We start from the raw sequence: 12716 nt of genomic DNA, 5'->3' as shown, positions 1-12716 counted from the left end.
CTCACGATGGCGATCAACACCAAATTCTCAATTGACTTGCCGGCTCTGTTCGAGCAGGCCAAATCCCAGTTTTCCGATCTCGATCCCAAAGACCCCTCGGCCTGGCCGGCGTTTCCGCGCTATCTGACCTTTGTGTGCGCCGCTGCTGCGGTGGTCATCGTGGCCTGGTTCGCCTGGCTCACCGATTTCCAGGCTGAGCTGGAACAGGAAGTGCTGACCGAAGAGAAGCTCAAGACGGATTTCAGTGCCAAGCTGACCAAGGCGGTGAATTTGGACGCACTGAAAAAGCAGCGCGAGCAGGTTCTGCAATATGTGAATCAATTGGAAAAGCAATTGCCAGGCAAGGCGGAAATGTCGGCCTTGCTGTCGGACATCAATCAGGCTGGTTTGGGGCGCAGTCTGCAGTTCGAACTGTTTCGCCCCGGTCAGATGGCGGTGAAAGAGTATTACGCCGAGTTGCCGATCTCGATCCGTGTCACCGGCAAATACCACGACATCGGGTTTTTCGCTTCCGATGTGGCCCATCTGTCCCGCATCGTGACCCTGAACAATCTGACACTGAGCCCGGGCAAGGATGGGGCGCTGGTGATGGATGCCACGGCCCGGACCTTCCGATACCTTGATCCCGATGAAGTGGCGAGCCAGCGCCAAGCCAAGGGGGGCAAATGAACAGGTCACTGCAATCCCTCTGGCCTTTGCTTGTGGTGGCCACGGCGACCTTGGCGGCGTGCAGCTCCAACGAGTCTGAGATCAGCACCTGGATGGCTGAGCAAAGGGCCCAGAGTCGGCCCAGGGTGGTGCCGATTTCCGAGCCGAAGAAGTTCATTCCCCAGGAATACCAGGGGGCAGATGCCATGGACCCCTTCAATGTCCAGAAACTCACCCAGGCGTTGAAGCGTGAGTCCGCTTCGCCGGGCAATATGGCCATCATTGCGCCGGAAATGGCCAGGCGCAAAGAGGCGCTGGAAATGATGCCGCTGGATTCGATGGCCATGGTGGGCAGCATGCAAAAAGGGGGTGTTCCCGTGGCGCTGCTGCGCATCGACAACCTCTTGTACCAGGTCAAGGTCGGCAATTATCTGGGGCAGAATTTTGGCCGAATCATGAAAATCACCGAGACCGAAGTCCAATTGCGCGAGGTGGTCCAGGACTCCTCGGGTGATTGGATCGAGCGACCGGCCTCTCTGCAATTGCAGGAGCGGGGAAAATGAAAATGAATCACTTTATAAAGTTGGCGCTGCGGCTGATTTTCTCGCTGGGCCTGATGGTTTCGGTCAGCGGTCTGAGGGCCCAGGAGACGCAGACACTGAAAGCCATCTCGGTCTCGTCCCATTCTGGTGCCGAAGTGGTCCGCTTCGATTTCTCTGAAGCCGTGAATTTCCGGCTGAACGGGTTTGGCATCCAGTCGCCGGCCCGCGTCGCACTCGACCTGCCCGTGGTCGGGAGTGCATTGCAGAAAAACGTGGTCGAGTTCACGCAGGGCAACGTCAAGTCCGTCAATGTGATCCAGGCCTCTGATCGCACCCGCATGGTCCTGAATCTGAAGCGCTACCAGGCCTACAGCACCCAGGTGGTGGGCAAGTCGGTTTTGGTGACCTTCGAGCCGGTGGTGGCCAGTGCCAACACCGGCACCACGGTCTCGTCGTCCTTTGCCGAGTCGCACAACGACGATGTGTTGCCACTCAAGGACATTGACTTCCGCCGTGGCAACGACAGCGCCGGTCGCGTGGTCGTCAGTCTGCCGAACAACCAGACGGGTGTGGACCTCAAGGTGCAAGGCCAGAGCCTGGTGGTCGAGTTCCAGAAGTCCTCGCTGCCGGAAGGCCTGCGTCGGCGCATTGACGTGTCAGACTTCGGTACGCCAGTCCAGTTGATCACCTCCACCCAGGTGGGTGACCGTGTGCGAGTGCTGATCGAGCCCAAGGGTGACTGGGAGCATTCGGCCTATCAGAGCGACGATCAGTTCGTGGTCGAGGTGCGTCTCAAGAAGGTCGACACCAGCAAGCTGCTGCAGGGGCCGACCTATTCGGGCGAGAAGCTGTCTCTGAACTTCCAGAGCATCGATGTCCGGTCGCTGCTGCAGGTGATTGCGGACTTCACCAACTTCAACATCGTCACTTCCGACACCGTCTCGGGCAACCTCACCCTGCGTCTCAAGGATGTGCCCTGGGACCAAGCCTTGCAGATCATCATGGACTCCAAGGGACTGGGCATGCGCAAGGCTGGCAACGTGCTGTGGATCGCCCCGCGCGATGAGCTGGATGCCCGCACCAAGAAAGACCTGGAGGCCTTGCAGGCCATCGAACGGCTGGAGCCGCTTCGCACACAGTCGTTCCAGCTCAACTACGCCCGAGCCACCGACATGGTCTTGCAATTGCGAGGTGCGGCTGTCGGGGTGGGGGTAGGAAGCGGCGCTGTGGGGGGGGTGACTCGTTTCCTGTCCGAGCGCGGCAGTGTGATTGCCGAGCCTCGTACCAACCAACTGTTTGTGACCGACACCGCCAAGAAGCTCAATGAGGTGCAGGAGTTGCTGACCAAGCTCGACATCCCGGTGCGGCAGGTCCTGATTGAGGCACGCATCGTCGAGGCGTCGGATACCTTCGGTCGCTCCCTGGGCGTGCGCCTGGGCGGCAGTGACTTGCGCGGCGTGCGCGGTGGCGATGCGGGGTATTCGATCGGCAACGGCAATCGGGTGGCCGTCGGGGGGTCCTATGACGCGGTGTCGTCCACCACCACGGAAAGTTCAAACGTCATGACCACGACCAACACCAGTTTTGTGAACTTGCCGGCCACCGGGCAGGGCGGGTACACGGCCTCTTCGTTTGCCTTGTCGATCTTCAACTCGGCCGCCAACCGCTTCCTGAACCTGGAAATCTCGGCCCTGGAGGCGGACGGCAAGGGCAAGGTGGTGTCCAGCCCGCGCGTCATCACGGCGGACCAGACCAAGGCGCTGATCGAGCAAGGTACGGAATTCCCCTATCAACAGGCCACGTCCAGCGGTGCCACTTCGGTGGCCTTCCGCAAGGCCAACCTGAAGCTCGAAGTGACCCCTCAGATCACGCCCGAAGGCAACATCATTCTCGAGCTGGACATCAACAAGGACAGCAAGGGCGAAACGACGGCTCAGGGTATTGCCATCAACACCAAGCACATCAAGACCCAGGTGCTGGTCGAGAATGGCGGCACCGTGGTCATTGGTGGGATTTTTGAACTGACGGAGTCAGACAGTGAGGCCAAGGTGCCCGTCCTCGGGGACATCCCGGTGATGGGCAATCTTTTCAAGACCAAGACCAAGTCGGTCAACAAGCAGGAAATGCTGGTGTTCATCACCCCGAAGATGGTGTCGGATCGTGCGACCAACCGTTGATTCGGGGATGGAGGTATGTTTGTGAAATATTTGAAATTTCTTTTTGTGCTGCTGATGGCCTCCTTGCTGGCGGCATGCGGTGGTGGCGGTGGCAGCTCGGGCACAGCCAGCAGCGGATCCTCGGGTTCGACGACCACGGCGACCCTGGTGGTCACGCTCACCGATTCGTCGGGGGCCGCACTGGCCACACCGCACACACTCAAGGCCGGGCTGTTCTACCTGGCTCAGGCCAAGGCACTCGACGCTTCGGGCAACCCGATTGCCAATCAGGTGATCACCTTCACCACTGACAGCACCCTGGTGACCCTGGCTGCGGCCACCGCGCTGACCGATTCGACTGGTGTGGCCAGTGTGAAGATGACGCCCCTGTCTGTTGCTGGGGCAGGGTCGGTCGGGGCCTCGATGTCCTACACCGCGTCAGGTGCCACCACAGCGACCACGATCACCGGTACGGCCGCCTCCTACCAGGTCACGCCTTCGGCGGCGACGGGGACGCCGACGCTGTCTCTGGCGTTGACGGACTCTTCCGGTGTGGCGCTGTCCACGCCGCGCACGTTCTTGACCGGTTCCAGCTACAAGGCCAAGGTAACGGTGCTGGATGCAACCAGTGCGCCCATCACCAATCTGGTGGTCACGTTTACCACGGACAACACGCTTGCCACGATCTCGCCGTCCAGCGCGCTGACCGATGCCAATGGCGTGGCGACCGTGCAGATCGTGCCGCTGACCCTCACCGGGGCGGGTAGTGTTCAGGCCGCTGCATCTGTGAACGGCACCTCCTACTCCTCGTCTGCGGTGTCCTATCAAGTCACCTCTGCCAGCGTGGCGGCTTCGCTGTCGTTCGTGTCGGCAACACCCACATCGATCGTGGTCAGCAATGCGAGCACGGGCACCAAATTGTCGACCGTGGTCTTCAAGCTGGCGAACGGCCAGGGTGTTGGCGTGTCAGGGCAATCGGTCAATTTGAGCCTGAACGCTCAATCGATCAGTGCTGGCGTGGCCTTTGTCGTCAATGGGACGAGCAGCACCGGCGTGCAGACCTTGGTCACGGATCAGAATGGCCTGGTTTCCATCAACGTCGCCTCTGGCACTTTGCCGACGCCTGTGTTGGTCACGGCGACCGCTGCCTCCAACAGCAGCCTCACGGCCACATCGGTGGGGCTGGCTGTGACCAATGGTCGGCCAACCCAGCTGCGTTCCTCCATTGCTGCGTCTCCTCTCAGCGTCGAGGCATCGCCGGGGGGGACGTCGATCATCCAGGGTGTTCAGGCCACCCTCACGGTGCTGTTGTCTGATCGCATGGGCAACCCTATCCCGGCGGGTACGGTTGTGAACTTGATTGCTTCGCATGGACAAATCTCGGGTACCTGCACGGTGGCAATCGTCAACAGTGCTTCTCAATGCACTGCGGTCTGGACATCGGCTGCTGCGCGCCCGAGCAATGGGTGGTTCACCGTGTTGGCCTATCTGGATGGTGAAGAAGATTTTGTGGACGCCAATGGCAACAACCAATACGACAGCGGGGAGCTGTTCTATGACGAAGGTCAGGCCTACCTGCCCAAAGACGCCAAGGCCTCGGCCTACAGCGCTGCGACAGATCAACCCATTGCAGGAGGCACCATTGGTACGGTGGCCTGTGCCGTGACCAATTCCACCGTCATTCCGTACATGATTCCCAACACCTGCGACAACGCCTGGACCAGTTCCATCCGGGTCCGCCTTGGGGTGACCATGAACTGGTCCGATTCTTATGCAACCCTGACGTCGTCCAATGCCTCCACATCGGGTATCACGATCCAGGTTGCAGACGACCTGGGCAATGCCATGCCCAGCAATAGCACCCTATCCGGCACCATGTCCTGCCCTTCGACGGTGACCACGACACCGAAAGTCACCCTGTCTAGAAGCAAGACTCCTGATTCGATTTACCCGGTCACCGTGGCGGTAACTTTTTCTGATTCCGCCACCTCTTGCACCTTGTCGTTCACGGTGACCACGCCCGCTGGGTCGGTCACAACCGGGACCTACAAGTTCTGACGAACACCGCAAGCCACTAAACTCAGCGCATCCAACCGCCTGGCAACCTCGGTTGCCAGGCGTTTTCATTTTTGCGGCTTGCGCTGATGCGGGCCATGGCCAACTTCGAAACTCATGCTTTGTGTCCTGATCGGCATGCCGGGCTCCGGCAAATCAACTGTCGGGCGCCAACTGGCGCGGCGGCTGGGGGTGTCCTTTTTCGACACGGATCATTTGCTGGAGGCTCGGCTGGGTTGTTCGATCCGCGAATACTTTGAAGCCCAGGGCGAGGCGGCCTTTCGTGAGCGCGAGCAGCAGGCGCTGGCTGAATGCATTGCGCATGAACATGGCGTGGTGTCCACCGGTGGCGGCATCGTGCTGCGCCCGGCCAATCGCGAGTTGCTGCGCGCCGCCCCTTGTGTGATCTACCTGCGGGCCAGCCCGGAAGACATCTACCGCCGCCTGCGCCACGACACCACCCGGCCGCTGCTGCAGGTGGCTGATCCCTTGCGCAAGCTCAAGGAGTTGTATGCCGAGCGCGACCCGCTTTACCGCGAAGCCGCCGGCTTTGTGGTCGAGACCGGCCGACCCAGCGTGGCGGCCCTGGTCAACATGATTTCGATGCAGCTCGACCTCGCGACCCCCGGGGTTTCGGCCTCAGCGCCTAAACTCTGAGGGTCGGCGGCGCTGGACCCAGCGCCTGCGCGGGCGCTGAAGCTGCAGCTTGCAGGCTGGACGCGCCTTCCCCAACGCTTGATTGTTGCTTTCTCACCGATTATTTCTGGATGGATTCCGATGACGTCTCAGCCCGCACCTGCCGCCCGCATTTCGATTGAACTGGGCGATCGCAGCTACGACATCCTGATCGGCTCCGGCTTGCTGGGCCAGTCCGCTGCCTATGAAGGCTTGCCGGCCAGCAGCGCGGCACTGATTGTCACCAACACCACCGTGGCACCGCTGTACCTGGCCCCCTTGAAGCAGGCCCTGGCGGGGCGCCATGCCCATCTGCACGAGGTGGTGTTGCCCGATGGCGAGGCCTTCAAGACCTGGGAAACCCTGAACCTGATCTTCGACGCCCTGCTGGGCCACGGCTGTGACCGCAAAACCGTGGTCTATGCCTTGGGCGGCGGCGTGGTGGGCGACATGACCGGCTTTGCTGCTGCCGCCTACATGCGCGGTGTGCCCTTTGTTCAGGTGCCGACCACCTTGCTTGCGCAGGTCGATTCATCGGTGGGTGGCAAGACCGCCATCAACCACCCGCAGGGCAAGAACATGATCGGGGCGTTCTACCAGCCGCAGCGGGTGATTTGCGACCTTGGCACCCTGGCCACCCTGCCCGAGCGGGAGCTCAGCGCCGGTCTGGCTGAGATCATCAAATACGGCCCGATTGCCGACACCGCGTTCCTGGACTGGATCGAAACCCACATGCCAGGCCTGCGCCGCCGCGAGGTCGATTTGCTGGCCCATGCCGTGCGTCGCAGCTGTGAGATCAAGGCCCATGTCGTGGGCGTCGACGAGCGCGAGTCGGGCCTGCGCGCCATCCTCAACTTCGGTCACACCTTTGGCCATGCCATCGAGGCCGGTCTGGGCTATGGTGAATGGCTGCATGGCGAGGCCGTGGGCTGCGGCATGGTCATGGCTGCGCGGCTGTCGCAGCGCCTGGGCCTGGTGGATGAGGCCTGGGTGGCCCGCCTGACCGCCCTGATTGCCGCGGCCGGTCTGCCGGTGGTGGCCCCGGTGCTCGATGCCGCCGACAACGCCGGCCGTTACCTGTCCCTGATGCGCGTCGACAAGAAGGCCGAAGCCGGCGAGATCAAGTTCGTGCTGATCGACGGCCCTGGGCGGGCCACGGTGCGCGGCGCGCCCGACACGCTGGTGCGTGAGGTGATTGACGCCAGTTGCGTGGTGGCCTGAGCCATGTCGGCGCTGCCCCTGAGCCTGCCAGCGCCTGGGGAGCAGGCCCTGGCACCGTTTGCCTGCCACCCCAGCCAGAGCCGGGGGCGCCTGTACCCCGAGGTGCCGGCCCCCACGCGCTCCGAGTTTCAGCGCGACCGCGACCGCATCGTCCACTCCACGGCGTTTCGCCGCCTGGTCTACAAGACCCAGGTGTTTCTGAATCATGAAGGCGACCTGTTTCGCACCCGCATGACGCACTCGCTGGAGGTGGCACAGTTGGGCCGCTCGGTGGCGCGTTCGCTGGGCCTGAACGAAGACCTGGTGGAGGCCATTGCCCTGGCCCATGACCTGGGGCACACCCCCTTTGGCCACGCCGGCCAGGATGCGCTGGACGAGTGTGTGCGCGCCCACGGGCAGCCGGACGCCGATGCAGGCTTTGAGCACAACCTGCAGAGCCTGCGCGTGGTGGATGAGCTGGAGGAGCGGTACCCACGCTACAACGGCCTGAACCTGAGCTTTGAAACCCGTGAGGGCATTCTCAAGCATTGTTCTGCCGCCCATGCGCGCAAGCTCGAACAACGCGAACCCGGTGGGGTGGGGCGGCGCTTTCTGGAGCGAACCCAGCCCAGTCTGGAGGCGCAGTTGTGCAATCTCGCCGATGAAATCGCTTACAACGCCCACGACATCGACGACGGCGTGCGCTCGGGCCTGATCACGCTGGATCAATTGCAGGCGGTGCCCTTGTTTGAGCGCTTTCGGCTGCAAACGTTGGACGAGTTTCCGGCCCTGGCTGAACCGGGGGCGGGCCGGCGCCTGCTCTATGAGTCGATCCGACGCATGTTGAGCCAGCAGGTGTATGACGTGATTGACGCCACCCGCGCGGCCTTGGCCCAAAGCGGACCAAGCAGTGTTGACGAGGTCCGGCACCTCCCACCCTTGTTGGGCTTCACGCCCGGCATGCGGGCCGAATCCACCCAGCTCAAACAGTTTCTGTTCAAGAACCTGTACCGCCATCCCAATGTGATGGAGACCACGGGCCGCGCCCGCCAGGTGGTCCATGAACTTTTCGATCTCTACCTGGCCCGCCCGGCTGAGATGCGCGAACGCTTTGCCCGCCGCCCTGATGTGCCGCGGGCCGTGGCGGATTTCATTGCCGGCATGACCGACCGATTTGCCCTGCGCGAGCACGAACGGCTGACCGGCCAGCGCCTGCTTTCATGAAAGCGCCCTGGCCTCGCTTGCCCGGGCCTGCGGGGGTGGTCATCTTGGCTGGGGTGGCGGCGGCCCTGCACGTCGCCAAGTTGGCCCCTGCATTGCCGACGCTGCGTGAATCGCTCAGCCTTTCCCTGGCCCAGGCGGGCTGGTTGCTGTCCACCGTCCAGGGGGCGGGCATGCTGCTGGGGGCCGTGATGGGCGTTCTGGCTGACGGCTGGGGTTTGCGGCGCTGCATGCTCACCGGCCTGTGGCTGCTCACGCTGGCCAGCGCTGGAGGGCCGGCGGGCTCGGGCTTTGAGGCCTTGCTGGCCTTGCGCGCCCTGGAGGGTCTGGGTTTTCTGATGGCGACCATGCCGGCTGCTGCCTTGGTGCGGCGGCTGGTGCTGCCATCACGCATGCCGCTGATGCTGGGGGTGTGGGGGACTTACATGCCCCTGGCCACCAGCGTGGCCCTGCTGCTGGGGCCGGCGCTGATCCCCGCCTGGGGCTGGGCATCCTGGTGGTGGCTCGCCGCCGCCTGCACCGGTGCGATGGCCTTGTGGGTGGCGGCGGTGGTCCCGCCAGACCCGGCGGGGGGCGCCGGTCTGCAAGGGGCGGCGCTGGCCGCGCGCCTTCGCCGCACCTGGACGGGCACCGGCCCCTGGCTGGTGGCGGGGGCTTTCGCGGTGTATTCGGGCCAATGGCTGGCAGTGATCGGTTTTCTGCCTTCCATCGTGCAGCAGGCCGGGTGGTCGCTGGCGGCGGTGGCCTGGGTCACAGCAGGTCTGGCGGCGGTCAACATGCTCGGTAACCTGGCGTCAGGGCCCTTGCAGGCCCGGGGCGTAGCGCCGTCGCGTCTGCTCAGCGGTGGTTACGCGGTGATGGGGTTGGGCGCCTGGCTGGCGTTTCAGGATGTCTGGCCTGTGGGGCTGCCGGTGCGCATGGGGGCCGTGCTGTTCTTTTCCATGGTGGGTGGCCTCATTCCCGGCACCTTGTTTGCGCAAGCGGTGCGCCATGCACCCGATGAAGACACGATCTCTACCACCGTGGGCTGGATGCAGCAATGCTCTTCGCTGGGGCAGTTCCTTTCGCCGCCGCTGGTGGGGCTGTTGGCCGCCCGGGTGGGCGGCTGGCAATGGACCTGGGTGATCACCGGGCTGTGTTCCTTGGCGGGCATCGCACTCGCCCACGGGCTGAGCCGTCTGCAGCCACGGCGCTGAACTCGGGTTTGCCACCTGCGGGCGGGCGGGCCCCCTAAAATGGGCGGCTCTGCCCCATCACGGTGAACCGGTGAGTTTCCTCGATCAGCTCAAATCCCAGGCCCATGCCCTGCAAAGCCAGCGCAGCACCCAGCAGCAGGACCTGGCCGGCCGCATTGCGCAGACCGAGCAGGCCTGCGAGACCGTCTGGCGCTATTTCAACGAATTGGCGCGGCAACTCAATGTGATCGTGCCGCCGGGCCCCACGCTGTCGCTGGACAACCGCCAGGCCTGGCCTGAGATGTGTCTGGTGGATTTTCGCTCTGATGCGCGCAAGAAGTTCTGGATGAACCGCGAGGTCTATGACCACGTGGCCCTGGGCTGGGTCATCAACCCGCGCGAGGGCAAGCCCCTGGCCACCTCGGTCAGCGTCAACTTTCCGCCGGATCTGGAGCGCGTCACGAGTCGACTGTCGGTGGGGCAGGTGCGGCACGAGCGTCATGAGGTGCGCCATCCCGAGAAGAGCAGCCTGTTGGCGCTTCGTTTTGACTACCAGACCCAGGCCTTTGGCAGCGTGCGCGCCACGGCCGATCACGAGGCGGGCGAGATCCATTTCCGCGCCGCCAACCTGCGCGGCTTCGAGGTGGCGCAGGTGCGCCACCCGGTGCAGCGCATCAACAGTGTCCTCCTGGACGAACTGGCCCGCCTCATCGTCGGCCAGGCTGGAGCCTTTTTATGAATTCCCTTGAAACCCGCCATGACCAGGTGGTGGCGGACACCCGGCGCTGGCTGGAGCAGGCCGTCATCGGCCTGAACCTGTGCCCTTTTGCCAAGTCGGTGCACGTGAAAAACCAGGTGCACTACGTGGTCGACTTCAATGCCGATGTGGAGGCCTTGCTGGCCACGTTGGCCACGGAGTTGCAGGCTTTGGCCGAGTCTGATCCCGAGCAGCGCGACACCACCTTGCTGGTCATGCCCGATGCACTGGCCGATTTTTTGGATTTCAATGATTTCTGCGCCCAGGCCGACGACGTGCTGGCGTCACTGGAACTGGATGGCATCTTGCAGGTGGCCAGCTTCCATCCACAATTCCAGTTTGCGGGCACCCAGGTCGATGACATCAGCAACTGCACCAATCGCGGCCCTTACCCCACGCTGCACCTGCTGCGTGAATCCAGCATTGATCGGGCGGTGGCTGTTTTCCCCGAGGCAGAGATGATTTACGAACGCAACATTGAAACCCTGGAAAAACTCGGCCATGACGGCTGGGCCGCCCTGAATGTGGGCGCGAGCCCGAACACCCCATGACCCAGAAAACCGCAAGCGCTCACACCTCCCGCCCGAAAAAGGGCGGCAAACAAGCGGTGGACGCCGATGCCGCGTTGGCGGCCGAACTCAAGCCAGGGCAGTCAATCGAGCTGCTCAAGGAGCTGCACATCCTCACCCGCGAGGGGCGCCTCAACCAGGATTCGCGCCGCAAGCTCAAGCAGGTCTACCACCTGTTCCAATTCATCGAGAAGCTGCTCCAGGAGTTGCCGCCATCCGAGCAGGGCCCTTCGCTGGCCGACCACGGTGCCGGAAAGTCCTACCTGGGCTTCATCATCTACGACCTGTACTTCAAGGCGCTGGGGCGAGGGCACATCTATGGTGTGGAAACCCGTGCCGAGTTGGTGCAGCGTTCGCAGGCCCTGGCGCAGCGCCTGGGTTTTGATCGCATGGCTTTCGTCAATACCACGGTGGCCGAGGCCACCACCGACCAGCGCCTGCCTGAGCAGATCGATGTGGTCACGGCCCTGCATGCCTGCGACACGGCCACCGACGACGCCATTGCCTTCGGCTTGCAAAAGAAGGCCCGTTTCATGGTCCTGGTGCCCTGTTGCCAGGCCGAGGTGGCCAGCTGCCTGCGCGAGAGCAAGGCCTTGACGCTGTCGCGCACCCCGCTGGCTGAACTGTGGCGCCATCCCCTGCACACCCGAGAAATGGGCAGCCAGATCACCAATGTGTTGCGCTGCCTGTACCTGGAAGCCTGTGGCTACCAAGTCACGGTCACCGAACTGGTGGGCTGGGAGCACAGCATGAAGAACGAGCTGATCCTGGCCCGCTACACCGGCCAGAAGAAGCGCAGCGCCGCCGAGCGCCTGCAGGCCTTGCTGGCCGAGTTCGGCCTGCAGTCCTTGCAAGACAGCCGCTACCCCTTGCCGGCCTGAGGGTCGCAAGCGTCCCTCCATGGCCCGTCTGCCTCGCCTGTCCATCCCGGGCCTGCCCCACCACGTGCTGCTGCGCGGCAACAACGGACAGGCGGTGTTTGTCGACGATGTGGATCGGCGGGAGTGGCTGGAGGCCCTCAGCGCCTATGCCGCCGAGTGTGGGGTGGCTTTGCATGCCTGGGTGCTGTTGCCGCAGAGCGTTCAGTTGCTGCTCACCCCGACCACGGCCGACAGCCTGTCGCGCTTCATGCAGGCGGTGGGGCGCAAATACACCCGCCAGTTCAACCTGCGCCACGGCCGCAGCGGCACCCTTTGGGAGGGGCGCTACCGGTCCACCGTGCTGCAGCCCGAGCGCTACCTGATCCCCTGCATGGTGGGCATGGACACCATGCCGGTGCGCGAAGGGCTGGTGGCCGAGCCCCAGGCCTACGAATGGTCCAGCCACCCGCACCACATTGGGCGGCAGTCCGATCGCCGCCTGGTGGCCCACCCGGTTTACTGGCAATTGGGCAACACGCCCTTCGCGCGAGAAGCGGCCTACGCCGCCAAGGTCGCCGAGGGGGTGTCTGCGGCCGATCTGCAGGCCTTGGGGCAGGCCACCCAGCATGGTTGGGTGCTGGGCGATGCGGCCTTTGTGCAGAAGCTGCAAGCCCAGATGGAAAGGCGCCTCACGCGGGTGCCTGCAGGGCGCCCACCCGGCTCACGCAAAGCGGTGCCCAACGAGGCCATTTGATCTGTCCCTAATTTATTCTGCAGAAACTGTCTGATTTTTAAATTGGTATCTGACCCCAATTTAATTTTCTTGGCATTTTTATTGCACTGCACTATCCTTCGCTT

Annotated in this window: 12 protein-coding genes; all 12 read left to right on the top strand. The window is 63.2% G+C overall.

Translation table 11 applies throughout. From position 1 onward, the window contains the following. Window positions 1-6 precede the first annotated feature (6 nt). The 12 genes from AC3WUT_RS12065 (at window position 7) to AC3WUT_RS12010 (ending at window position 12612) form a co-directional block, all read left to right on the top strand. On the top strand, window positions 7-669 hold the full coding sequence (locus tag AC3WUT_RS12065; protein WP_492347308.1) for a type IV pilus inner membrane component PilO: 663 nt from the start codon (window positions 7-9) through the stop codon (window positions 667-669). Next, a complete protein-coding gene (locus AC3WUT_RS12060; RefSeq protein ID WP_492347307.1) occupies window positions 666-1211 on the top strand; it encodes a pilus assembly protein PilP in 546 nt (181 codons plus the stop codon). Before AC3WUT_RS12065 ends, AC3WUT_RS12060 begins: the two co-directional genes overlap by 4 nt. Then, window positions 1208-3367, top strand: a complete 2160-nt coding sequence (locus tag AC3WUT_RS12055) for a type IV pilus secretin PilQ (protein ID WP_492347306.1) — start codon at window positions 1208-1210, stop codon at window positions 3365-3367. The genes AC3WUT_RS12060 and AC3WUT_RS12055 overlap by 4 nt, the downstream gene beginning before the upstream one ends. Before the next feature lie 21 nt (window positions 3368-3388). Next, window positions 3389-5404 (top strand): Ig-like domain-containing protein, encoded by a 2016-nt coding sequence (locus AC3WUT_RS12050; RefSeq protein ID WP_492347305.1) that lies wholly within the window; start codon window positions 3389-3391, stop codon window positions 5402-5404. A 114-nt stretch (window positions 5405-5518) separates the two neighbouring features. Beyond that, window positions 5519-6058 carry a shikimate kinase gene (locus tag AC3WUT_RS12045; protein WP_492347304.1) on the top strand — a complete coding sequence of 180 codons (540 nt, stop codon included), beginning with the start codon at window positions 5519-5521 and terminating at the stop codon, window positions 6056-6058. 120 nt (window positions 6059-6178) lie between these two features. After that, window positions 6179-7297 carry a 3-dehydroquinate synthase gene (gene aroB / locus AC3WUT_RS12040; protein WP_492347303.1) on the top strand — a complete coding sequence of 373 codons (1119 nt, stop codon included), beginning with the start codon at window positions 6179-6181 and terminating at the stop codon, window positions 7295-7297. Between the two features lie 3 nt (window positions 7298-7300). Next, complete coding sequence (locus AC3WUT_RS12035) at window positions 7301-8500, top strand: deoxyguanosinetriphosphate triphosphohydrolase (protein WP_492347302.1); 1200 nt, start codon at window positions 7301-7303, stop codon at window positions 8498-8500. Further along, a complete protein-coding gene (locus tag AC3WUT_RS12030) occupies window positions 8497-9693 on the top strand; it encodes an MFS transporter (protein WP_492347301.1) in 1197 nt (398 codons plus the stop codon). The genes AC3WUT_RS12035 and AC3WUT_RS12030 overlap by 4 nt, the downstream gene beginning before the upstream one ends. Before the next feature lie 70 nt (window positions 9694-9763). Further along, window positions 9764-10411 (top strand): hypothetical protein, encoded by a 648-nt coding sequence (locus AC3WUT_RS12025; RefSeq protein WP_492347300.1) that lies wholly within the window; start codon window positions 9764-9766, stop codon window positions 10409-10411. Beyond that, complete coding sequence (locus tag AC3WUT_RS12020) at window positions 10408-10980, top strand: DUF1415 domain-containing protein (protein WP_492347299.1); 573 nt, start codon at window positions 10408-10410, stop codon at window positions 10978-10980. The genes AC3WUT_RS12025 and AC3WUT_RS12020 overlap by 4 nt, the downstream gene beginning before the upstream one ends. Then, entirely contained in the window at window positions 10977-11879 is a 903-nt protein-coding gene (locus AC3WUT_RS12015; RefSeq protein WP_492347298.1) for a class I SAM-dependent methyltransferase, read from the top strand. The genes AC3WUT_RS12020 and AC3WUT_RS12015 overlap by 4 nt, the downstream gene beginning before the upstream one ends. Before the next feature lie 19 nt (window positions 11880-11898). After that, the gene (locus AC3WUT_RS12010) at window positions 11899-12612 is read left to right on the top strand and encodes a transposase (RefSeq protein ID WP_492347297.1); all 714 of its coding nucleotides are present in this window, start codon (window positions 11899-11901) and stop codon (window positions 12610-12612) included. Window positions 12613-12716: the final 104 nt, after the last annotated feature.

This window comes from Curvibacter sp. EU05-FHT14A10, from assembly GCF_058791075.1.
The sequence above is the reverse complement of the archived record's forward strand: the minus strand, read 5'-3'. Positions and strand labels throughout refer to the sequence as shown.